At 35.9% G+C, this 24311-nt stretch carries 14 protein-coding genes; 9 read left to right on the top strand and 5 right to left on the bottom strand.

Annotated elements, in window-relative coordinates; translation table 11 throughout:
• Nucleotides 1-116 precede the first annotated feature (116 nt).
• The 4 genes from IRZ78_RS05875 to IRZ78_RS05860 all read right to left on the bottom strand — a co-directional run bounded on the left by IRZ78_RS05875 (nucleotide 117) and on the right by IRZ78_RS05860 (nucleotide 6927).
• Nucleotides 117-941 (bottom strand): alpha/beta hydrolase family protein, encoded by an 825-nt coding sequence (locus IRZ78_RS05875; RefSeq protein WP_194615639.1) that lies wholly within the window; start codon nucleotides 939-941, stop codon nucleotides 117-119.
• Nucleotides 942-1075: 134 nt separating this feature from the next.
• The gene (locus tag IRZ78_RS05870) at nucleotides 1076-3991 is read right to left on the bottom strand and encodes an FAD-binding and (Fe-S)-binding domain-containing protein (protein ID WP_194615638.1); all 2916 of its coding nucleotides are present in this window, start codon (nucleotides 3989-3991) and stop codon (nucleotides 1076-1078) included.
• Between the two features lie 125 nt (nucleotides 3992-4116).
• Nucleotides 4117-6042 carry a glucosamine-6-phosphate deaminase gene (nagB, locus tag IRZ78_RS05865; protein WP_194615637.1) on the bottom strand — a complete coding sequence of 642 codons (1926 nt, stop codon included), beginning with the start codon at nucleotides 6040-6042 and terminating at the stop codon, nucleotides 4117-4119.
• A gap of 135 nt (nucleotides 6043-6177) precedes the next feature.
• Complete coding sequence (locus IRZ78_RS05860; protein ID WP_194615636.1) at nucleotides 6178-6927, bottom strand: DeoR/GlpR family DNA-binding transcription regulator; 750 nt, start codon at nucleotides 6925-6927, stop codon at nucleotides 6178-6180.
• A gap of 246 nt (nucleotides 6928-7173) precedes the next feature.
• Between IRZ78_RS05860 and IRZ78_RS05855 the strand changes: the two genes are divergently transcribed.
• The 8 genes from IRZ78_RS05855 (at nucleotide 7174) to IRZ78_RS05820 (ending at nucleotide 22119) form a co-directional block, all read left to right on the top strand.
• On the top strand, nucleotides 7174-10461 hold the full coding sequence (locus tag IRZ78_RS05855; RefSeq protein ID WP_194615635.1) for a TonB-dependent receptor: 3288 nt from the start codon (nucleotides 7174-7176) through the stop codon (nucleotides 10459-10461).
• Nucleotides 10462-10485: 24 nt separating this feature from the next.
• Nucleotides 10486-12219 (top strand): RagB/SusD family nutrient uptake outer membrane protein, encoded by a 1734-nt coding sequence (locus tag IRZ78_RS05850; RefSeq protein WP_194615634.1) that lies wholly within the window; start codon nucleotides 10486-10488, stop codon nucleotides 12217-12219.
• A gap of 257 nt (nucleotides 12220-12476) precedes the next feature.
• A complete protein-coding gene (locus tag IRZ78_RS05845) occupies nucleotides 12477-13676 on the top strand; it encodes a DUF1343 domain-containing protein (protein ID WP_194615633.1) in 1200 nt (399 codons plus the stop codon).
• Nucleotides 13677-13839: 163 nt separating this feature from the next.
• Complete coding sequence (gene murQ / locus IRZ78_RS05840) at nucleotides 13840-14694, top strand: N-acetylmuramic acid 6-phosphate etherase (protein WP_228520386.1); 855 nt, start codon at nucleotides 13840-13842, stop codon at nucleotides 14692-14694.
• A gap of 153 nt (nucleotides 14695-14847) precedes the next feature.
• Nucleotides 14848-16353 (top strand): sodium:solute symporter, encoded by a 1506-nt coding sequence (locus IRZ78_RS05835; RefSeq protein ID WP_194615631.1) that lies wholly within the window; start codon nucleotides 14848-14850, stop codon nucleotides 16351-16353.
• Nucleotides 16354-16432: 79 nt separating this feature from the next.
• On the top strand, nucleotides 16433-19435 hold the full coding sequence (locus IRZ78_RS05830) for a glycoside hydrolase family 3 N-terminal domain-containing protein (RefSeq protein WP_194615630.1): 3003 nt from the start codon (nucleotides 16433-16435) through the stop codon (nucleotides 19433-19435).
• Between the two features lie 136 nt (nucleotides 19436-19571).
• The gene (locus tag IRZ78_RS05825) at nucleotides 19572-20780 is read left to right on the top strand and encodes an anhydro-N-acetylmuramic acid kinase (RefSeq protein WP_194615629.1); all 1209 of its coding nucleotides are present in this window, start codon (nucleotides 19572-19574) and stop codon (nucleotides 20778-20780) included.
• Between the two features lie 67 nt (nucleotides 20781-20847).
• A complete protein-coding gene (locus IRZ78_RS05820; RefSeq protein WP_194615628.1) occupies nucleotides 20848-22119 on the top strand; it encodes a DUF5009 domain-containing protein in 1272 nt (423 codons plus the stop codon).
• Between the two features lie 61 nt (nucleotides 22120-22180).
• On the opposite strand, the gene IRZ78_RS05815 is transcribed toward IRZ78_RS05820, so the two are convergent.
• Nucleotides 22181-22609, bottom strand: a complete 429-nt coding sequence (locus tag IRZ78_RS05815) for an SRPBCC domain-containing protein (protein WP_194615627.1) — start codon at nucleotides 22607-22609, stop codon at nucleotides 22181-22183.
• Nucleotides 22610-22890: 281 nt separating this feature from the next.
• Between IRZ78_RS05815 and IRZ78_RS05810 the strand changes: the two genes are divergently transcribed.
• Complete coding sequence (locus IRZ78_RS05810; RefSeq protein WP_194615626.1) at nucleotides 22891-24279, top strand: aldehyde dehydrogenase family protein; 1389 nt, start codon at nucleotides 22891-22893, stop codon at nucleotides 24277-24279.
• The last annotated feature ends 32 nt before the right edge of the window (nucleotides 24280-24311 follow it).

The raw sequence follows: 24311 nt of genomic DNA, 5'->3' as shown, positions 1-24311 counted from the left end.
AAAAAAACTTTCTAATCTGTGGCGAAAAAATACCTAACAGGTTAAAAAAACCTGTTAGGATAGGTAACCAAACCAATAGTTATGTATTGCTAGTGTTAATCGCAATACATAATTTCTTATTTATTTTTATTGTCCCTGAAAAAATTGTCAAAAAACAACAATTGAAATTTTAACGAATTCTCCCAATATTCAATATTATGTTTTCCAGGGCGCTCTATATAATCGTGATTTATTTTTAGAGCCAGCATTTTATTATGAAGTTCCCTGTTTACATCCATAAAAAAATCATCAACACCACAATCGATAATCAATTTCAGCTTATTGTCTTTTACCAAATCGAGCATATTTGTAACAGTATTTTTCTCCCAGTTTTCAGGAAATTCGGTGATACTGCCCAAACGTTTTTTTATGTCCCAATTTTCAGGAAACGGACGAATATCGACTCCTCCGCTCATGCTTCCTGCTGCTCCAAATACATCCTGATGTTTAAAGGATAAATACAAAGCGCCGTGTCCGCCCATGCTAAGACCGGATATTGCTCTGCCTTCGCGGCTGGCAGTGGTTTTGTAATTTTTATCTACAAAAGGTACTAATTCATTAACCACATAAGTTTCGTATTTAAACGCCGTATCTATCGGACTGTCAAAATACCAGCTGGAATAATTTCCGTCAACACCTATTACTATAAAGCCATATTGGTCGACCTGTTTCCCCACTTCTTTAAAGCTTTTTACCCAGGTTGCATAATTGCCGCTAAAACCGTGAAGCAAATAAACCACAGGGAATTTTGTATTGCTTTTTTTATAATTATCAGGGGTTATGACACAGGTTTTTATGCTCTTATTCATCGAAGCGCTGAAAACCTGAATGGTATCGATTTTAGCTGCTTTCGCAGAAAAAAAGACGAATGCCAGAAGTAGCGTACTGATTGCTTTTTTCATAAAATCTTGTAATTAATTATTGTGTCAAAATAAGTTTCTTTTTTTACCATTAAGATATTCAATTCATAAAGCTTAGATTACTTAATCTCTTAATGGTAAAAAGATAAATTAAGCTTAATTTAAAACTCTGGAAATTATTTCAAGCAATCTCTTAAAATAGTGACCGGATGCATGGCTTTTCTATTGGTTCCGTCAAAAATCTGGTGTCTGCAGCTTGTTCCTGCAGCGGCAATTGCTGTTGTAGCTTCGGTGGAACGAATTTTTGGAAACAGCGTATCTTCGCCCATTTGCATACTAATTTCATAATGCTCTTTTTCGTAACCAAATGATCCCGCCATACCACAACAACCTGAATTATAAATGGTAACCGAACTGTTTTTAGGCAGATTCAGCATGGCAAATGAAGCTTCGGTAGTACTTAATGACTTTTGATGACAATGTCCGTGAATTTTTATTGTTTTCTCTGTATCCGAAAATTGTCCTGAATGTATTTTTCCGTTTGTTATTTCTCTTTTAAAGAATTCTTCGATTGTAAAGGTATTTTTTGATAATTTTTCGGCAGCTTCCTTATCATAGGCCAGTCGAATGTATTCGTCCCTAAAAGTCAATATAGCCGAAGGCTCTATTCCGATTAATGGAGTATTCTCATTAATTAAATCCTTGAAAATAGCCACATTTTTATTGGCAATATCCTGCGCTTCTTCCAGAAAACCTTTCGATATAAAAGCTCTTCCGCTTTCTTCATGATCAATTACAATTACTTCATAACCTATTTTGGTTAGTAATTCATACGCATCAATCCCTACCGAAACATCATAATAATTGGTAAATTCATCACAGAAAAGATATACTTTTCCGTTTTCAAATAACTTATTTCCAGCTGATTTTTTATTTTTTTCGTACCATTTTCTAAAAGTGGTCTGCGCCAATAAAGGAACCTGTCTTTTAGGAGCAATACCCATACTTTTTTTAACCAAAGGCAAATTGGCCACAAAATTGGTCATAGAAGGCGCAATGCTTCCTAACTTATTGAGTTTTGAATTGAAAGCAAAGATTTTATTTCGAACAGAAAATCCGTTTGCTTTTTGATATTGGTACAAAAACTCCGATTTTAAAGTCGCCACATCTACATTACTCGGACATTCGCTGGCACAGGCTTTACAGCTTACGCACAACTCAAATACCTTGTATAATTCTTCATGATCAAATTTATTATCTTTTTCTGAATGTGTCAGATATTCTCTCAGGGCATTAGCTCTGGCGCGAGTAGTATCTTTTTCGTTTCGGGTAGCGCGGTAACTCGGACACAAAGTCCCTCCTGCCGATGGTAATTTCCTGCAATCACCAGAACCATTGCATTTTTCGGCGGCACGCAAAATGCCCATACTGTCTGAAAAATCCTGAATGGTTTTTATTTCCGGTTCTTCCCTGCCGGCTTCAAAACGAAGATTTTCATCCATTTTAGAAGCATTTACAATTTTCCCAACGTTTAAAATTGTGTTGGGATCAAATGCTTTTTTTATTCGTTTCAGCAGTTCATAGTTTTTATCCCCAATCATAAAAGGCAAAAACTCTCCACGCAAAATTCCGTCGCCATGTTCACCGCTTAACGAACCTCTGTATTTTTTCACCAAATGAGCCACTTCCGTAGAAATATTTCTAAACTGGTGTAATCCTTCTTTTGTTTTTAAATTGATCTTCGGACGTAAATGCAATTCTCCGGCTCCGGCATGTGCGTAATAAATCGCGCTTTGTCCGTGTCTTTCCATCATGGCAGCAAAATCAGCAATATAATTGGGTAGATCACTTAGTTCAACCGCTGTATCTTCGATTGAATCGGCTGCTTTATCATCGCCAACAATACTTCCTAAAAGTCCCAAACCTGCTTTTCGAACATCATTTACTCTATCAATATCGGCTCCGTAAATTTTAGGCAAAGCATATCCAAAATTATTAGCTTCAAGATCTTTAATCAAAGCGTCGGCTTGCAACTCCGCATCTTCCATGCTGATATGAGATCCTACTTCAAGCATGATAACTGCTTTTGGTTCTCCCACAATAAAAAATCGGTTTTTAGCCTGTTCCCTATTGGTTTTGGTACAATCTAAAATCGTATCATCCATCATTTCGCACGTATACAAATGATGTTTCATGGCTGTTACAACCGCTTCTAAACTTTCCTGAATGGTATGAAAATGCGCCACAACCATAATATTGTTTGTTGGCGGTAAATCATCTACTTTTAATGTAATTTCGGTTGTAAATGCCAGTGTTCCTTCGCTTCCGCAAAGTAGTTTTCCTAAATTGATGGTGTTTTCTGTTCCTGAAAATAATTCTGATTTTAATAATGCATCAATCGCATAACCTGTATTTCGTCTGTGGATTTCAGGTTTTGGAAATTCCCTTTTGATTTCTTCCTGATTTTCTTTGTTCGAAAGTTCCTCGAAAATCGTTTTATAAATTTTACTTTCTAAAGAATCTCCTTTTGTTTTCTCAATAAATTCGTCCGAAGTTAAATCTTTAAATACCGCAAGACTTCCGTCACTCAACACCGCTTTTATTTCCACAATTTTATCACGCGTAACCCCATAACGTATCGAAGTTGTTCCGGATGAATTATTACCGACCATTCCGCCAATCATACATCTATTTGTTGTTGAGGTAGTTGGACTAAAAAACAATCCGTGTGGTTTGAGATATAAATTCAGTTCATCGCGAATTACTCCGGGCTGAACCGTTATGGTTTTCTTTTCGGCATCAAAAGAAACAATCTTGGTAAAATGCTTAGAAACATCTACAATTATTCCGTTTCCTACTGTTTGTCCTGCCAAAGATGTTCCGGCAGTTCTGGGTGTTATCGAAATTTTGTTTTTTGCCGCAAAGCGAATGATCTTCACAATATCTTCTTCTGATTTTGGGATTGCCACTGCCTGAGGCATAATTCTATAAGCAGAAGCATCAGTAGCGTATAACTTTTTATGAAGTTCGTCATAAAAAAGAGTTCCTTCTAATGAATCAGATAATTGCTGTAATTGGAGAAGACTGGACATTTTATTGGTTGGTTTGCTTTTGGTTGGTAATTTTAAAAGTTTATTTTGATTGTGTTATTTAAACCTGACGGGTTTTGAAAACCCGTCAGGTTTATCACTGAAAAAGGTTAACTTTTCAGAAATTACTAATAATCAAAACGTTTAAAAGCTTCGATTGCTTCGTATTCTGCCAATCCTAAATCATCATATAAAATGGCAGTATTTTTATTACGGTCTTCGGCTCTCACCCAGAATTCTCTCGAGTCATTTCCTTGAAACATTACTCGGTCTTTTTGAGATTGATGGTATAAAATCGCGCTACGTTTTAAAAGTACTTCTGATGGAGAAAGCGGAACGGCCATATCAATTTCATGAATGTCCCATTCGTGCCATGCTCCTCTGTACAACCACAACCAGCAATCATCCATGTATTTTTCTGGTTTTAGCTCTTTCATGGCAGCAAAAATTGCATTCAGACAAACTTCATGCGTTCCGTGTGGATCTGCTAAATCTCCTGCGGCAAATACCTGATGAGGTTTTATCTTGGCGATAATATCTTTTACAATGGCAATATCTTCAGGTCCTAAAGGATTTTTCTTGACTTGTCCGGTTTCGTAAAACGGAAGATCTAAAAAGTGTGTATTTTCATCTTTTAGACCAATATATCTTGTTGCTGCGTAAGATTCTCTTCTTCTGATTAGCCCTTTTAATTTTCGAACTTCAAGAGAATCTATTTGGTTTTCAGATTTGCTATTCAGAAAATCAATCACCGCTTTAAAGTTGATTTGTGCCTCTGCTTCACCTAAAAAATCTTTGGCAACCTCTGCAAATTTTAAAGCCTCATCATCTGTAACAGCAATATTTCCTGAAGTTTGATATACAACATGTACATCATGACCTTGTTTTATTAATTTCGAAAAAGTTCCTCCCATCGAAATTACATCATCATCAGGATGCGGACTAAAAAGAATTACTCGTTTTTTTGCAGGATTGGCTCTTTCCGGACGATGTGAATCATCGGTATTGGGTTTTCCACCTGGCCATCCTGTAATCGTATGCTGCAATACGTTGAACATATTAATATTCAAATCATAAGCAGAGCCTTCCTGCGCCAATAGATCCGACATTCCGTTATTGTTATAATCTCTGTCGGTAAGTTTTAATATCGATTGTTTTGTTTCTCTGCAAAGCCAAACGATGGCTTTGCTTTTTAATTCCTGTGTCCAGGTACATCCGCCCACTAACCATGGTGTTTCGAATCGGGTTAATTCAGATGCAGAAAATTGGTCTAATACAAAGGTCGCATTAGTATGATTTTGTAAAAAAGTAGCAGGAACATCTGAGGTTATTTTACCCTGAATCGTTCTCTTTATAATAGAAGCTTTATTTTGCCCCCAGGCCATAAGCACAATTCTTTTAGATCTCAGAATTGTCGAAACTCCCATTGTGATGGCTCTTTTAGGAACGTTATCGATACCATTAAAATCTGATGAAGCATCGACTCTGGTAATGTGATCTAATGTAATAATTCTGGTTCCTGAATTGATGTGTGATCCAGGTTCGTTGAAACCAACGTGTCCGGTACGGCCAATTCCTAATAATTGGAAATCAAGTCCGCCGGCTTGTTTTATTTTCAATTCGTAATCAACGCAATATTGGTTCAGTTCTTCGATCGCAACTGTTCCGTCAGGAATGTTTACATTTTCCGGTTTAATATCGATGTGATTAAAAAGATATTGATGCATGAAATAATGGTAACTCTGACGATTCTCTTTGGTCATTGGATAATATTCATCCAGATTAAAAGAGATAACATTGTAAAAACTAAGGCCATCTTCTTTGTGCATGCGCACCAATTCTTCGTATACTTTTATAGGTGATGATCCCGTGGCAAGTCCTAAAACACAAGATTCATTGTTTGCTTGTTTTGAACGTATTAATTCGGCTATTTCCTGAGCAACCATTTTTGATCCCTGAACAGAATTTTCAAAAATTACGTTATGATTTTTTTCAAATCTGGTTTCTTCAAATTTCCCGGGAATGTCGTAAGCCAAAGAAGTATTCGTTTTCATAATATATCTTAGTTAAAAATTAGTTTTAACAAATATAGATACAAAAAACAGAACAAATACATTATTTTGCGTTATTTAACAAAATAAAAATCAAATAACGCAAAATAACGCAAAAATTAATTATTGAATTTTAAATTATAGGATGAAAACGCCCGATTTTCTGTATTCTTCGAGTCTTACATCTTCCGGATCCAATTCGGTTACGATAGTATCCAAAAGATTCAAATCGCAAACCACATGAGGCATTTTAGTATTTAGCTTATCCGAAGAAAACATCGACACAACCCTGTCAGAAGCCTCTATCATCGCTTTTTTGACAATTGAGATCTCATATCCAATCTCAGTCAAACCTTGTTTTATATTAATACTGCTGGCGCCTATAAAGCAAATATCTGCTTTAATTTTCGATACGACCTGAATTACATCCATACCTATTGTTACCATTGCATTTTTTTGCATTTTGCCACCAATAAATATTAAATCGATATTAGGATGTTGTGATAATTGCATGGCGATTGGTAAACTATACGTATATATTGTCGCCTTTAAATCCGAAGGAATCAACTTTGCAAAAACTAAATTAGTGCTTCCGCCACTCATTATAATAACCTGTCCGTCATGTAATAAAGACAGTGCTTTTGTCACGATCTTTTTCTTTTCTTCCTCTGCAGCTATATTGATATTAAAAACGTCAACGGATTTTTCCGAAACCTGCACAGCTCCGCCATACACCTTTTCCAGTAGCTTTTTACTGTCCAGTTCGTTTAAATCACGCCTAATTGTATCTTCTGATAAATCCAGAGCCAAAGCCAAATCTGTTGTGACAACTTTCTGTTCTTCAATAAGCTTAGTCATTATATACTTATGTCTCTCGGCTTTCAGCATGTTTTTAAAAAGTTAAAATTCAGGACAAATATATCAAATATTTCAATTGAATAACTGTCCTTTTGTAGGAAACTGCAATAGTTTGCATAATTCTGTTCAATATTATAAAGCAGAAAGATTTCACATCTTAAATATGCGTTATTTTGCGTTATTTGAATTAATTTTCGAAAAAAAATTCAAAATACTGCATTTATATGCAATAAATAAATATATTTGCTCAACAACCATTAAAAAAACCAAATAATCATGAAAAAATTATTCCTTATTTCATTGTTGGTTTTGTTCATTCAAGTAACATTTGGGCAAACAAAAACAATTACCGGAACTGTAAAAAGCAAAGCGGATGGGTTTCCTATACCAGGGGTTAGTATCCTTATTCAGGGAACTAAAACAGGTACTACTACCGACTTTGACGGAAACTACAGTATCCCAGCCTCACCAGGGCAAAGCTTAGTTTTCAGCTACATGGGATCTGAGACGCAAGTGGTAAAAATTGACGGGCAACAAAAAATCAACGTTTCTCTTGCTGAGAGTACTTCAAAACTAGACGAAGTTGTTGTCGTGGGATTCTCTTCTCAGAAAAAAACAAACTTAACCGGAGCTGTTGCCTCAATCGATGTAGCTAAAACAATTGGAAGCAGACCTCTTACTGATGTAAGCAAAGCTTTACAAGGTACTACGCCGGGGGTAAATGTTAGTTTTAACTCGGGAAATATGAATCGTGCGGCTACTATTAACATACGTGGAGCCGGAACTATTAATGGTTCAGATGCTCCTTTAATATTAGTTGATGGAGTTCCTACAGACTTATCACTTATTAACCCAAATGATATTGCCACCATGACGGTACTTAAAGATGCTGCTTCGGCTTCTATCTATGGTGCGCGTGCTGCTTTTGGGGTGGTATTGATTACAACTAAAGGAGGAAAAACGGGAGAAGGAAAAGTAAGATTTTCTTATTCTGCCAATACGGCGTTTACGAACCCAATTTCTACTTTACAATTCTTAGATCCAACTGAAGAAATTCCAGGACTAATTGCTGCAGGAAGACGTACTGATGGTGCTGTACCGGAAATTTTTGGTGCAAACTACAATACTTTATTAGAGGGAATTAAAACCTGGAAAGAAAAATATGCACACAATCGTACCAGTAATGAAATGGTTTATGGTGAAGACTGGGAGATTAAAAATGGTACACCGTATTTCTACAGAGTTTGGGATAATAACAAAGAATTGTATGCAAAAAATGCGCTCCAGACTACTCACAATCTTTCTGCGCAAGGTAACTTAGGAGATAAAAGTTCGTTCTTTGCTTCATTTGCTTTTACTAATCAGGAAGGTATGTTAAGAGTAAATCAGGAACAAAGACAAAGAACAAACATCAACTTAGGATTTACTACAAAATTGGCTGACTGGCTTACGGGTGATTTCAAAGTAATGACTATTAACAGTACATACGACCAGCCATTTAACTACTATGGTGGTGCTGGTACTGATGATCCACTTTATACAGGTTATTTTGGATATGCACTTCGTTGGGGACAGTATTTCCCGAACTTTGGAACATACAGAGGGTATAATTTCCGTACTGCAGGAGGATATTTAGCTAATGCATCAAGAAATGAAAACGTTAAGCGCAATAACAGGTTAAGTGGTAAATTTACTGCAGATATTACAAAAGATTTTAATGTAATTGCTGAGGTTAGCAGTGTAACTGAAACGTACAACAGAAAACAAAATGGTGGTAAATTCTTAGCATGGGACAGCTGGTCTGCTATGCCATACGATGCTACAACAATTCAAACTGCAATTCCTGCAACTCTTGAAGCCGGAAATGATTATGTAGCGCAATCTAAATCAGAATCTATTACCAATGTTGTTAATATTTATGCTAACTACAAAAAACAAATAGACAAACATAGTTTTAAAGTTTTAGGAGGTTTTAACTCTGAGTGGCAGGATTTCTCTCGTAATTATGCCCGAAGAAATACACTTTTAGACAAATCAAAACCAGAATTTAATCTTGCAGTTGGAGAACAATTTGTTTCAGGATCTGCAAATACATCACTTAATCCGGCAGAAACAACCTATTCTATCGCAGGTTTCTTTGCTCGTATTAACTATGATTACAACGGAATTTATTTATTAGAATTGAATGCACGTTACGATGGTTCTTCAAAATTCCCTACAAACGAACAATGGGGATTCTTCCCTTCTGCTTCTGTAGGATATAAAATTGTGAATGAAAAATTCATGGAAAGCACACGTGGTTGGTTAAACGACCTTAAAATTCGTGGTTCTATTGGTGCAATCGGAAATCAAAACGTAGGAAACAATGCTTTCTTATCGATCATGAACTCTACTAACCCTTCATGGGTAAATAGCGGTTCTACATTGCCTCCGTCTACAGGTTTACCAACTAACGTTGATCCTGCATTAACTTGGGAAAAAGTATACACAAAAGATGTAGGTATCGATATTAAAATATTAGATATGCTTGGTGCTTCGTTTGACTGGTACCAACGTGATACAAAAGGGATGTTGGCTCCTGGTATAACACTTCCTGGTTCATTTGGTCAAAATGCAGCTCAAACCAACTCAGGAAACATGAGAACAAGAGGATGGGAATTGTCTTTGAACTTTAATAAAAACTTAAGCGAAAATGCTTCTGTATTTGTTGATGTAGCTTTATCTGATTATAAATCTGTAATTACAAAATGGAACAACACTTCTAAATTATTAGGTTTAGTTACTCCTACTACATATCCTTATTATGACGGATTCGAAATTGGACAAATCTGGGGTTTAACCAGCGACAGACTTCTTCAGGCTGATGACGTAATTACCAATAATGGTAAAACAGTAAATGGTGTTGATTACTCTAAAACAATGGTGGGTAACTTTAAATATGGAGCAGGAGATGTTCATTATGTAGATCTTGACGGTGACGGAGTTATCAGTCGTGGTGCCGGAACTGCAGACGATCACGGAGATTTGAAAAAAATTGGTAATACAACTCCACGTTATAAATACGGTATTACATTAGGTGGAAAATACCGCGGATTTGATGTTTCTGGTTTCTTCCAGGGAGTTGGAAAACGTGATTACTGGGCTGCTTCAGATGTTGTTTTGCCTTTCTATCGCGCGCCTCAGCAAATGTATGCTAACCAGGCTGATTACTGGACACCAGAAAACACTCAGGCTTACTGGCCAAACCCATATTATGGAAATGAGGCGAATACTCTTGGTTCAGGTACTTCAGGTTCAAACAACTTTGTTACATCAACAAGATATTTGCTAGACATGTCTTATTTACGTCTAAAAAATGTTACTCTTGGATATTCACTCTCAAAAGATTTAGTAAAAAGAGCGCGCTTAGAGAAAGTAAGAATTTATGCATCAGGCGAAAACTTAGTTACCTGGGCAGACAAACGTCTTCCTGTTGACCCTGAAATCGATGAAGCAGAGGTGTTCTGGGGAAGAGCTTATCCTTATACCAAAACAATCTCTTTTGGTGTTGAGCTTGCTTTTTAATACTAACCATTCAAAACTTTTAAAATGAAAAAATCAAATATAAAATCAAGATTTCTGCTGATGTTTGCTACAGCTATAGTAGCAACAACTGCTGTTAGTTGTTCAGATTATTTAACAGATGATCCTGCAGATAAATTTACAAATGAAAACTTTTGGCAATCGGAAGATAATGTAAAAACATTTTCATGGCTTAATTATGATACTTTTTATGGCTACGGAAATGGTACAACAATCGGACTTTCTTTTTTCTATTATCACGGAAGTGATTACAAAGTAGATGATAATTTATCAGCATTTACTTTTTATCAAATGCCGGTTACTGCAGCCACTACAAATATTTATTCATGGAATGAATATTATACACTTATTCGTCGTTGTAATTTGATGCTGGAGAAAGTACCAACGGTGAGCATGTCTGCAGAGAAAAAGAACCATTATATTGGAGTAGCTAAATTCTTTAGAGCGTATACTTACTTTCGTTTAGTGCAAAAAATGGGAGATGTTCCGTATACTGATAAATACTTAGTTCAGGCAGATCCTGCAGTTTATGCTCCGGCAATGCCAAGAGCAGAAATTATGGACAAAGTAATTGCAGACTTAGAAGAGGCTGCAAACCTCATGCTTGTTTCAGACGATAAAAATGCTACTGTAAATAAATACACGGCTTATGCTGCTTTAAGTAATGCATGTTTATATGAAGGAACGTATAGAAAATACCATTTAGGTCAGGACGGAAGTGCTTATCTTAACAAAGCAAAAGTAGCTTCACTAGCCGTAATGAACAATCCGGCTTATAAATTAAACGCCGACTGGAAATCGCTTTACAATTCAGTTGAATTACTTGGAAATACAGAAGTGATACTTACAAAACGTTATTTAACAAACGTATTGATGCACTCTCTTCAAAACTACACCAATACATCGACTATTCAATACGGTTTAACAAAATGGGCTGCTGACAGTTATGTAACGACAAACGGATTACCAATTCAACAAGCCGGAAACGCTCAGTATACCGGTGATGATAACGTAACTAAAACTTTTGCTAACAGAGATCCGCGTTTTGGTAAAACTGTAAACCCTGCCAACTACGGTTACAAAGGAAAACCTTTTGGTACAACCGCTTTAGTTTCGATGTCAGGTTATGTATTCGAATTGTACAACAATCCTGCTACAACAGGCCCTGATGTTACTACAGGAGGACGTAATTATACTGATGCGCCAATATTTACACTAAGCGAAGTATATTTAAACTACGCCGAAGCTTGTGCTGAATTGGGTACAGCAACCAACAATGATCTTGATATTTCGATCAATAAAGTACGTGCACGTGCAGGAATTGCCGCTTTGACTACTGACGGAAACAATGCTTCTGCAGGAAATGTAGTGATCAATGACCCAAGAAGAACCTCAGCTTTAGAGCAAATCTCTGGTGTTGTTAGTCCGCTAATCTGGGAAGTACGTCGTGAGCGTCAAATAGAATTTATGAGCTGGACTACTTTAAGACAAGCTGATATTTACCGTTGGAAAAAAGGAGATTATCTTGATACATCAAAAAATCCTGACGTAAATCTTGGAGCCAGAATTGGTACTCCTGTAGGATCACAAACCGTAGTAGATGGTAACGGATATGTAAAAATCTACCCTGCAAGTACAAGAACCTTTGAACCAAAACATTATTTAATGAATATCCCAACCAATGATATTGATTTATATAAAGCTCAAGGTGTTACATTAAAACAAAACCCGGGCTGGTAATTCTCGATTGCTAAACCCATAAAATAATAGACTACCTCTGGGCACTAAAACCAGAGGTAGTATTTTAAAATTATTTCTTTGTAAAAAAGACATAAAAGAAACTGACGAAAATAAAACACAGGTCTAAAAATCATAGACATCCTCTCCCGAATACCACACTAGATCATCAAATCAAAAAAACATACAATACCAATCAAATAATAATATAATTTTATTGAGTCAATTTTTGTCTTCTCACTACTAAACTGTAATTTAAAATGATAAAATTCATAGCAAAAAGTGTCTTTGTAGTAACTTCTATAATTTACACACCGTCTTATTCCAATTCATTTCAAAAAGCTGCAAAAAATAATCCTCACCAAATTACAGCCCCTTCCATTAAAACCGGAGCTGATAATTTTGAAAAATATTTGCCTTTATTAAAAGATAAAAAAGTAGGAATCGTTACGAATCAAACCGGAATTTTATCGGATAAAAAACATGTAGTAGATTTTTTATTAGAAAAAAAAGTGGCTCTACAGACCATCTTTGCACCCGAGCACGGATTTAGAGGAACTGCCGATGCAGGAGAACATGTAGTAGACGGAAAAGATCCTAAAACAGGATTACCTATCATCTCTCTTTACGGAGACAATAAAAAACCAAAAGCGGCACAATTGGCCGGAATCGATGTTATGATATTCGATTTGCAGGATGTTGGTGCACGTTTTTATACTTATATTTCTTCGTTGCATTATGTAATGGAAGCTTGTGCAGAAAACGGAATTCCGCTTATTGTTCTGGACAGACCTAACCCAAATGGCGGTATTGTAGACGGACCGCTTTTAGAAAAAGAATTCACCAGTTTTGTAGGCATGCACCCTATTCCGTTACTTCACGGGATGACAATTGGAGAATATTCGAAAATGATCAATGGCGAGAAATGGTTAAAAAATGCCGTTCAATGCAAACTAACTGTTATTCCTTGTGTAGATTACAAAAGAGAGATGCCATACAGTTTACTGGCAAAACCCTCACCAAATTTACCTAATGACCAATCGATTAACTTATACGCAAGTTTATGCCTTTTTGAAGGAACCAACGTAAGTATGGGACGCGGAACCGAAAAACAATTTCAGATTTATGGTTCTCCTTTTTTAAAGAAAACGAATTTTACTTTTACTCCAAAACCAAATTTTGGAGCCAAAGATCCGCTTTATAACGGAAAAGAATGTTTTGGAGAAGATTTAACTTCTTACCCAAAACTCACGCAATTAGAACTTAAATGGCTCATAAAAGCCTATCAAAATACCAGCGATAAAACGAAATTCTTCAATCCGTTTTTCACCAAACTTGCCGGAACAAAAAAATTACAGCAACAAATAGAAAGCGGAGTTTCAGAAAATGAAATAAGAAGGAGCTGGCAGAAGGATTTAGAAGCTTTCAAAAAAATGAGAAAGGCTTACCTGCTCTATTAAAAAACTGTTTTTCCCACATAGTTCTTATGTGTATTTTAAAATAAGTGAAACGCCTTTTTTTAAAGTAATAAACTATGTTTCTATGTGTTAAAAAAATAAGCCCAACGAGTAAAAATACAACCAATTAAATTGCAAAATATCGAAACCGGTTATTCGAACAACTTTGGTTTCAAAAATCAAAAAAAGAAAAATGAAAAATAAAAATCCTGAAACTGAACAAGAATCTTTGTACAAAGACTTGGATCAAATGAGCGTGAAAGAACTTCTTACCAATATCAATACAGAGGACAAAAAAGTACCGCATATTATCGACGAGCAGATTCCTAAAATCGAAAAACTGGTTAAGGCCATTGTAAAAAAAATGCAGCTGGGCGGTCGATTATTTTATATTGGAGCCGGAACTTCAGGACGAATTGGAATCCTGGATGCATCAGAATGTCCGCCAACTTTTGGTGTGCCTCATGATATGATTATCGGAATTATTGCCGGTGGAGATACTGCCATTAGAAAAGCCGTAGAAAATGCCGAAGACAACACCGAGCAAGCATGGAAAGATCTGGCTAAATTTGAAATTTCAAGTTTAGATTTTATCATAGGAATTGCTGCTTCGGGAAATACACCTTATGTTTTAGGAGCTTTGAAAAAAGCAAAAGAACACAATATCAAAACAGGAAGTATTTCCTGCATTAGCAACGGACTTATTGCTCAGGAAGCAGATTATCCTATCGAATTAATCGTAGGACCTGAATTCCTTACCGGAAGCACCAGAATGAAAGCCGGAACAGCCCAAAAACTAACCTTAAACATGATCTCTACATCAGTAATGATTAAACTAGGGAAAGTAAAAGGCAATAAAATGGTCGATATGCAGCTTTCTAACGAAAAACTGGTAAAACGCGGCATCAAAATGATTATGGAAGAACTTGGAATTGAATATGACGTAGCCGAAGAATTACTGCAAAAACACAAAAGCGTAAGAGCTGTTTTACTGTCTCAAAGCAAAAATCAGGAAAACTAAAAACCGCCAACAAATCAAAAATATTTAATAGATTTATAGGCTTGATTTTTATCAAAGAAACCTAACAGGTTTTAAAAGCTGTTAGGTTTAATCGACGGTTTTATTCATCTTTGATTCACATAAATTTATAAAACAAACCACCAAAACTATACCATGACACCAAGTACCATCCTTCTGCTTATTATCATTTATTTCGGAACATTATTCTACATCTCGCACAGAGTGAGCAGAAAAGATGGCGGAAATGACGCTTTTTTTACCGCCAATAAAAACTCAAAATGGTATCTGGTTGCTTTTGGAATGATAGGAACTGCCCTTTCCGGAGTAACTTTTATCTCTGTTCCCGGAGAAGTGGGTGCGCCAAGTGGTGAACAATTCAAATATTTCCAGTTCGTTTTGGGTAATGCAATGGGATTTATAGTAATTACCAAATTATTACTGCCGTTGTATTATCGTATGAATTTAACTTCGATTTACGGTTATATCGAACAAAGAATGGGCTTTTACAGCTATAAAACTGCTGCTTCTATTTTCCTGATCAGCAGAACCGTTAGCTCGGCGTTCAGGCTTTATTTAGTGGTTATTGTATTGCAGCGTTTTGTATTTGATTTTTATCATATTCCGTTTGCCTTTACAGTCCTGATTTCTTTGGTACTTATTTTTTCCTATACCTACAGAGGCGGACTAAAAACGATTATCATAACCGATACTTTACAAACATTTTTCCTGGTAACTTCTGTTTTTCTTACCATTTATTTCATTTGCGACCGTATGGATTTAAGTGCTATTGGCGCTTTCGAAGAAGTAAAAAACAGCAATTATTCTAAAATATTTTTCTTTGATGATTTTCTGGGAAGTAAGTTTCATTTTGTAAAACAAATTTTAGGAGGAATGTTTGTAACCATTGCCATGACAGGATTGGATCAGGATTTAATGCAAAAAAACCTGAGCTGTAAAAACATTGGCGAAGCACAAAAAAACATGTTCACCTTTACGGGAATCTTTGTTGTGATCAACATTTTCTTTCTAAGTGTTGGAGCTTTACTTTATATCTATGCCAACAAAAACGGAATCGCGATCCCAACGGATCTAGTTACCGGCAAACCAAGAACCGATTTACTTTTTCCGGAAATTGCCCTGAATCATTTGGCTACAATTCCGGCAATCGTATTTCTATTAGGAATTATTGCAGCCACATTTGCTACAACAGATTCGGCATTAACTGCCTTAACAACCTCTTTTTGCGTTGACTTTTTAGGGATGGACAAAGCCGAAAACAGCAAGAAAAATACCGTTAGAACAAGACATTTGGTTCACATTAGTTTCTCTGCCCTGATTTTCTTTGTGATCCTTATTTTCAACTCGATCAACGATAGTTCAGTAGTGGGTATGATCTTCAAAGTGGCTTCTTATACTTACGGTCCATTATTAGGATTATATGCTTTTGGATTGTTCCAGAAATCAAGACATGTAAAAGATAAATTTGTACCCATAATTTGCTTATTATCGCCTTTCTTTACCTATTTAATAAATGAAAATTCAGCAGCATTATTTGCAGGATATGTTTTTGATAATGAATTAATCGTACTCAACGGACTTATCACTTATTTAGGATTATACCTGACAAGTTCCCGCAGCACAGAAAAAATAAGTTTTTAAAACCGCCTTAAAAACACAACCCTATTGATTAATCAATTGACACTTTAATTAAGTTTCAATTGCACAAAAAATAATAAACATGAAAGATTACATCATAAAAATCAGCCTTTGCGCTTCATTTTTATTTTTAATCACCAATTGTGGCGTTTCTAAAAAAGACAATACAATTAAAGATTTAAAAACAGATCCCGTTACCAAAGATACAGTCGTTTACACCGCTCCAAAAACATCCGAGAAAAAGACTTTTTTTAAAGACTCTGACAAAGAAACTGCCTGGGTCGACAGCATTTACAGTAAAATGTCGCTCCGTGAAAAAGTAGGTCAGTTGTTTATGATTTCGGCTTATTCTAATAAAGATTCGGTTCACGTAAACGAAGTCAAAAAATTAGTTCAGGAATATAAAGTTGGCGGAGTGATCTTTTTTCAGGGCGGGCCGGTTCGTCAGGCCAAATTGACTAATCTTTACCAATCGAAAGCAAAAGTGCCTTTATTTGTAGGAATTGATGCCGAATGGGGATTGGCAATGCGATTGGATTCTACTTACCGATATCCTTGGAACATGACTTTGGGCGCGATTCAGGATTTGAATTTAATTGAAAAAGTGGGTCGAAATATGGCCAACGAAAACAAACGAATCGGAATCCATTTTAATTTTGCTCCGGTTTTAGACATTAATACCAATCCTAAAAATCCAATTATTGGCAATCGTTCTTTTGGCGAGGACAAAGTCAATGTAGCCAACAAAGCCATTGCTTTAATGAAAGGCGTTCAGAGTCAGGGCGTTTTCAGCACCGGAAAACATTTCCCGGGACACGGAGATACCGCAACAGATTCGCATCATGCTTTGCCTTTGGTTAATTTTTCAAAAGAAAGACTGGAGCAAATAGAATTATATCCGTACAAAAGAATATTTGATGAAGGTTTAGTATCCGTTATGGTGGGGCATCTTAATATTCCCAGTTTAGAGCCAATCCCAAATCTTCCTTCTTCGGCTTCTTACAATGTGGTTACGAACCTGCTTCAGAAAGAATTAGGTTTCCAAGGTTTGATTTTTACCGATGGTTTAGCCATGAAAGGTGCCAGTAATTTTAAAGGTCCCGGTGATTTAGAAATTGCGGTAATTCTTGCCGGAAATGATGTTTTACTTTGTCCGGAAAATGTTCCCGTAGCCGTTCAAAAATTAGAAGCAGCTTATACTGAAAATGTGATTACCGAAGAACGTCTTGCACATTCGGTAAAAAAAATATTGCATTATAAATTCAAAGCAGGATTAAACAAGTACAAGCCAATAGATATGGCGAACATTTATCCTGATCTTAACCCGTCACAAAATGATGCGCTGCATTATCAATTGTATGAAAACGCGGTTACTGTTTTAAAAAATGAAAAGGAAATACTTCCTATAAAAGAACTCGATCAGAAAATTGCTTACGTAAAATTAGGCGATGATACAAATAGCACTTTTATATCTACATTAAAAAAATATACCGAAATAATAGAAGTTAAAGACACCAATCTTGATAGCCTGAACAAGGAATTAAGAAAGTTTGACAAGGTGATTATCAGTTTTCATAAAGTAAATAAACCCTGGGAAAAACAAGAATTTACATTAACAGAACTGCTTTGGCTAAAAGAAATTGCGAAACACAACGACGTAATTCTCGACATCTTTGCCAAACCTTATTCCCTGTTGTCGATTACCGATTTTGATGATATTGAAGGTCTGGTGGTTTCATATCAAAATTCAGATATCAGTCAGGTAGTTTCAGCCGAATTACTTTTTGGAGCCATCGAAGCCAAAGGAAAACTGCCAGTATCCATCAATACTTCTTTCAGCGTAAATGATGGACTAATGACCGAAAAATTAAATCGTCTTGCTTTTACCGCTGCGGAAAATGTGAATATGAATCCTGCTATTCTATCAAAAATCGATGCTGTGGCACAAAAAGCAATTGATGGAAAAATGGCACCGGGAATGCAGGTTTTAGTAGCGCGAAAAGGAAGTGTTATTTTTCAGAAATCATACGGAAATCAAACGTATGACAACGGAAAAAAAGTGACCAACACAGATTTATATGATGTCGCTTCGATTTCGAAAATGATATCTACATTGCCCAATGTGATGCAATTGTATGATAAAGAAAAAGTGAATCTCGATACCAAATTAAAAGATATGGTACCGTTTTTTGCCAAAACAAACAAGGAAAATATCATCTTCAAGGATTTGTTAACGCATTATGCCGGACTTCAGGCCTGGATTCCGTTTTACAAAGCAACCTTAGACAGCAATAATAATCCTTCTGAAAAATATTATCGAAAAATAGCCGAAACTGGTTTTACCACAAAAGTGGCGGAGAATCTTTATATTCGAAATGATTATCACGACACCATCATGAAAATCATTGCCGATAGTCCGTTATCCCTTAAAAAAGAATACAAATACAGTGATTTCACTTTTATCATCCTAAAAGAATATCTGGAAAGAAAAACGCATAAAAAGCTGCAAGACCTGAGTAAGCAGAATTTTTACAACACACTAGGGATGAACAATACGCTTTACAATCCGTTAGATAAATTTGACAATAATAACATTGCCCCTACCGAAATTGATACGTATTTCAGACATCAGGTTATTCAGGGTTATGTACACGATATGGCAGCAGCTATGGAAGGCGGAGTTGCTGGTCACGCAGGAATTTTCTCTAACGCGATGGATGTTGCCAAAATGATGCAATTGTATTTGCAAAAAGGAAATTACGGTAATAAAGAGTATTTTTCGCCACAAACATTTGATGCCTTCAATACTTGTTATTATGCCGATAAAGGCGTTCAAAGAGGTTTAGGTTTTGATAAAAGAATAGGCAAAGATGGCCCAACTTGTGCTTGTGTTTCTCCGTCTAGTTTTGGTCATACCGGATTTACAGGAAACATCGCCTGGGTAGATCCTGAAACAGAAATTGTTTATGTATTTTTATCCAACAGAACCTATCCCGGAGTAAATGGGGATGAGAATAAATTAGCCAAAGGAAAAATTAGAGAAGAAATTCAGCAAATTATTCAGGAAGCTATTATGGTGAAGTAAAAAACTATAATTAACCATATAAGAAATGTAAGTTCATTTAAATGTTTGAACAAAACTAATATGTTCTTATATTCCTTATATGGTTAAAAAAATTATAGCCAAAGAAGAATAATTTTATTTATAAAAAAACAATATCATGAACGCAAATCTGGAATCACTGTATAAAATTGCCCAAAAACCATCACGAACCATTATCGGATTAATGTCCGGTACTTCATTGGATGGTTTGGACGTAGTTTTATGCGAAATTTCAGGTTCAGGCGAAAATACCGAAGTTCAGTTAATTCAATTTGATACCGTTGATTATTCTGAAGAAGTAAAATCCGAAATCCGAAATGTATTTGCAAAACCAACAATCGATTTTCAGCATTTGGTTTTACTAAATGAATGGATCGGGATTCTTCATGCTAATATTATCTTAGATCGTTTGAACCATTGGAAAATTCCGGCTGAAAAAATTGATCTGGTGGCTTCGCACGGACAAACCGTTTTTCATGCGCCGAAGATTTTGCATCAGCAGGAAAAATTTCCAAACGGTACTTTACAAATTGGCGACGGAGATCATATTGCCCTAAAAACCGGAATTATAACCATTTCTGATTTCAGGCAAAAACACCTTGCTGCAGGCGGCGAAGGAGCACCACTAGCCGTTTACGGAGATTATTTTTTGTTTAGTAAAAAAGATGAAAACCGCATTATGCTCAATATGGGCGGTATTGCTAATTTTACATATTTATCATCAAGCCATAATCCCGAAGAAGTTTTTGTTACCGATACCGGAACAGGAAATACCTTAATTGATGCGTTTACAAGACTTCATTTTCCTGAGAAAGCTTATGATAAAGATGCCGAAATTGCCAAACAAGGCAACGTAAATGCTGCTCTTTTAAAAGCCTTAAAAGGAGATGAATTCTTTGCTAAACCCTTCCCTAAAACTACAGGTCCGGAACTTTTTAGTATCGAATATGTCCGAAAAGCGCAAAACCAAAGCCAAACCGGAAATACTACTATTGAAGATTTACTCGCCACATTAACGAGATTCAGCGCAGAAACCATTGCCGAAGCGATACATTCGGCTATAAACAATACAACCTATTCTCCTGAAACTTTTACCATTTATATGTCAGGTGGAGGCGCGCATAACCCATTATTAGTGGGTTGGCTAAAAGAACTATTGCCTTGTAATTTTGAAAATACTGATGTTCTAGGCATTTCAGGCGATGCAAAAGAAGCCATATTATTTGCCATTTTAGCCAATGAAACCGTTTCCGGAGGTACTTCTGATTTTGGACTAAGAAAGAGAATCCCATCCGTATCGATGGGTAAAATTTCTTTTCCGAATTAAAAATTAAACCTATCATAAAAATTTCTCTTTCAGATAAATTAACGAAACCAAAAAACAACCCCAACCCATGACAAAAGAACGTTTAATTTCACTAGATGTATTTAGAGGATTTACCATTTTATTGATGACCATTGTCAATAACCCGGGAAGCTGGGCCTCTATTTATCCACCTTTAGAACACGCAGAATGGCATGGCTGCACTCCTACCGATTTAGTATTTCCATTTTTTGTTTTTATAATGGGAACCGCTATTCCGTTTGCAATGCCGGTAAAACATTTTGATTCTGCTGTTTTTAATAAAATTATAGTTCGGTCATTGCGTATTTTCTGTTTAGGATTTTTTCTGGCTTTTTTCAGCCGATTCGAATTATTTGGTTTAGAAGGAATTCCGTTATTAATCCTGAGATTACTCATCACTTTTGCAGTGGCTTATGCCCTTTTAGGCAAATTTACTTTAAAAGTGAAAACCTATCTCGCAGTAGGGATTTTTGCGATTTTAATATCCTTAGCCTACAGCGGAATCGAAGCTTTTGAAGACGTAAGAATTCCTGGCGTTCTGCAACGAATAGGAATTGTTTATTTCTTTACCTCTATTTTATATTTAAAAACAAACCTGAAAACACAGCTTATCGTTGCCGCTTCGATTTTATTGATTTACTGGATTTTGATGGCTTTTGTTCCGGTTCCGGGATTTGGTCCTGCCAATTTCGACAAAGGAACCAATCTGGCTGCATGGTTAGACAATTTACTTTTAAACGGACACTTATGGGCTTCTAGTAAAACATGGGATCCTGAAGGGATTCTGAGTACTTTACCAGCCATTGGAACCGGAATCATGGGAATGTGTATAGGCCAGATATTAAACCTGCAAATCACCAAAATCGAAATTGTAAAAAAATTAGCTATCGCCGGAGTTTCTTTATTGATTCTGGGTTTACTCTGGCATACCTTTTTTCCAATCAATAAATCGCTTTGGACAAGTTCGTATGTTTTATATACAGCCGGAATCGCCACCATATGTTTAACGATATTGTATTACATAATAGATGTTGCCAATTATACAAAATGGACAAAACTATTTTTGATATGGGGTGTAAATCCTATGATTGTGTTTTTCTTTTCAGGAATAATCCCAAGAGTTTTAGGTTCGATCAAGATTCAGAATCCTGAGGCAGCTTCGGAACAAATCAGCCTTCAAACCTCCATTTACAAATTTGGGATTGCGCCTTGTTTCGAAAATCCTTTGAATGCATCATTGGCTTACGCACTTATTTATGCTGTTTTTTGGTCTTTCATATTATGGGTTTTCTATAAAAAGAAATTGATTTTTAAGGTGTAAAAAAATAAAGTTTGCGAGTTTTTCTACCACAAATTGCACGATGGAACACAATCTAAAAAAACTAAAACTTTCGTTTTTGATAAGGTGTTCCTTCGCCATCTTCACAATGACTTTTAAGACTTAACAGAAACATTGCCCAATTGTAATTGCACCATTGGTAAAACTCGGTCAATTCACGCCAATCAAAATGTTTGAGAACAACTGACGTTACTCCGTCTTCTTCCTTAAGATCAAATGAAATTTTTGTACCAATCCATTCCGGGTCAGAATCTGTGCATTCCCATAGGATTCTTTTGTTTGGAGATAATTCTACTATTTTCATTTTTGTGTTATCATTATCACCGAAATTAAACTCATTGACAAAACCTACCTCCGGTTTTACAATCAATTCTGTTGTCCAGACAACACCAAGTCCTTGTTGTGTGGTAAGTGTTTTATAAACAGCTGCAATAGGCGATTTGATGTAATTGATGTGTTCAATTTTTTCCATTTTCATGAATGTTTTATTTTCGTAAATTCAAAGTTAACGAAATTTCTATTGCTCTGACAAAGGCTCTATCTTGAAATTAATACTTGTAATTACTCTTTGTATATTTTAAAAGACAACATTAATATCAAGTTAAATTCAATAACCTATTGTGCTTTTTTCATAATTATGAGGATTAATTTAATTAACTTTAGATTAAATACACTACAATGGCTCTGTAAAAGCAATTCTTTCAAACCTGAATTTGTTTTATACTGAGTCGTTTAAAATAAAATATTATGAAAATGACTGCAGAAATAACATCTCCTTATGATCAAAGTTTTATTAAAGAATTACCCTTGATCAGTAAAAATGAGATTGACAATATACTTAATACCGCCCAAAACTTATTTACAGATCAATCGAAGTGGATTCCGGCTTATAAAAGAATCGAAATATTAGAAAAAACAGCTTCAATAATGACTGATCGAATCGAGGAATTATTAGATACCGCCATACGAGAAGGCGGAAAGCCCTATCAGGATTCTAAAGCTGAGGTACTTCGGGCAATTAAAGGTGTGAAATTAGCAGCAGAACATATTTCTCAAATAAAAGGAGAACAAATACCAATGGGACTTACCGAGGCTTCTTTAAACAGAATCGCTTTTACATCAAAAGAACCTATCGGAATTGTCGCGGCCGTTAGTGCTTTTAATCATCCGTTAAATTTAGCAGTTCACCAAATCGTTACGGCAATTGCTGCCGGCTGTCCCATAATTTTTAAACCCGCAACAGCAACTCCTCTATCAAGTTTGGCTCTTGCCCATATTTTAAAAGAAGCAGGATTGCCTGATGGATGGCTTCAAATCATTTTATGTGATAATGAAGCTGCAGAGTTACTGGTGACAGATCCGAGAATTAACTTTTTCTCTTTCATTGGTTCGGCAAAAGTAGGATGGTACTTAAAAAGTAAATTATCTCCGGGAACAAGATGTGCTTTAGAACATGGCGGAGCTGCTCCAGTTATTGTTGAAAGTGATGCTGATTTTAGCGAAATGATTCCTACTCTGGTAAAAGGAGGTTTTTATCACGCCGGACAAGTTTGCGTTTCGGTTCAGCGAGTATATGTCAATCAGGAGATTGCTGAGCGTTTTATTGAAGAATTTGCAGCGGCCACCAATAAACTAATTACAGGAAATCCGTTAGATCAAAAGACAGATGTAGGTCCGCTTATTACACCAAAAGAAGTCGATCGTGTCGAAGAATGGGTGAATGAAGCAATTGAAAAAGGAGCGAAACTAATAAGCGGCGGAAAAAGAATTTCCGACACTTTCTTTGAGCCTACAGTTTTGTTTAATCCATCAGAGGATTCAAAAGTTTCGACTACCGAAATCTTTGGTCCGGTTGTTTGTATTTATTCGTATACAGATCGTGATGAAGCTATCGAAAGAGCCAATGCACTTGATGTTCATTTTCAGGCAGCCGTTTTTACAAAAAATATAGATATTGCTTTAGATACTGTAAAAAAATTAAACGCGACTGCAGTTATGGTTAATGATCATACGGCATTTAGAGTCGATTGGATGCCATTTGGAGGAAGGGATTCTTCGGGTATTGGCATGGGCGGAATTTCATATGCCATAAACGAAATGACAAGAGAAAAATTGACCGTTTTTAAAAGCAAATTTCTATAATCATTAATTACGTTAAGTACAATTTAAACACA

The organism is Flavobacterium sp. CSZ (assembly GCF_015350725.1).
Classification (GTDB): Bacteria; Bacteroidota; Bacteroidia; order Flavobacteriales; family Flavobacteriaceae; genus Flavobacterium.
This window is presented reverse-complemented; position numbering and strand designations above follow the sequence as displayed.

What these genes read in the sequence shown, in the direction of transcription:
- IRZ78_RS05820 (WP_194615628.1), top strand. Translation starts at nt 20,848, where the DNA reads ATGACAAAAGAACGTTTAATTTCACTAGATGTATTTAGAGGATTTACC.
- IRZ78_RS05860 (WP_194615636.1), bottom strand. Translation starts at nt 6,927, where the DNA reads ATGCTGAAAGCCGAGAGACATAAGTATATAATGACTAAGCTTATTGAA.
- IRZ78_RS05835 (WP_194615631.1), top strand. Translation starts at nt 14,848, where the DNA reads ATGACACCAAGTACCATCCTTCTGCTTATTATCATTTATTTCGGAACA.
- IRZ78_RS05810 (WP_194615626.1), top strand. Translation starts at nt 22,891, where the DNA reads ATGACTGCAGAAATAACATCTCCTTATGATCAAAGTTTTATTAAAGAA.
- IRZ78_RS05870 (WP_194615638.1), bottom strand. Translation starts at nt 3,991, where the DNA reads ATGTCCAGTCTTCTCCAATTACAGCAATTATCTGATTCATTAGAAGGA.
- IRZ78_RS05825 (WP_194615629.1), top strand. Translation starts at nt 19,572, where the DNA reads ATGAACGCAAATCTGGAATCACTGTATAAAATTGCCCAAAAACCATCA.
- IRZ78_RS05815 (WP_194615627.1), bottom strand. Translation starts at nt 22,609, where the DNA reads ATGGAAAAAATTGAACACATCAATTACATCAAATCGCCTATTGCAGCT.
- IRZ78_RS05855 (WP_194615635.1), top strand. Translation starts at nt 7,174, where the DNA reads ATGAAAAAATTATTCCTTATTTCATTGTTGGTTTTGTTCATTCAAGTA.
- IRZ78_RS05850 (WP_194615634.1), top strand. Translation starts at nt 10,486, where the DNA reads ATGAAAAAATCAAATATAAAATCAAGATTTCTGCTGATGTTTGCTACA.
- IRZ78_RS05845 (WP_194615633.1), top strand. Translation starts at nt 12,477, where the DNA reads ATGATAAAATTCATAGCAAAAAGTGTCTTTGTAGTAACTTCTATAATT.
- IRZ78_RS05830 (WP_194615630.1), top strand. Translation starts at nt 16,433, where the DNA reads ATGAAAGATTACATCATAAAAATCAGCCTTTGCGCTTCATTTTTATTT.
- IRZ78_RS05875 (WP_194615639.1), bottom strand. Translation starts at nt 941, where the DNA reads ATGAAAAAAGCAATCAGTACGCTACTTCTGGCATTCGTCTTTTTTTCT.
- nagB (WP_194615637.1), bottom strand. Translation starts at nt 6,042, where the DNA reads ATGAAAACGAATACTTCTTTGGCTTACGACATTCCCGGGAAATTTGAA.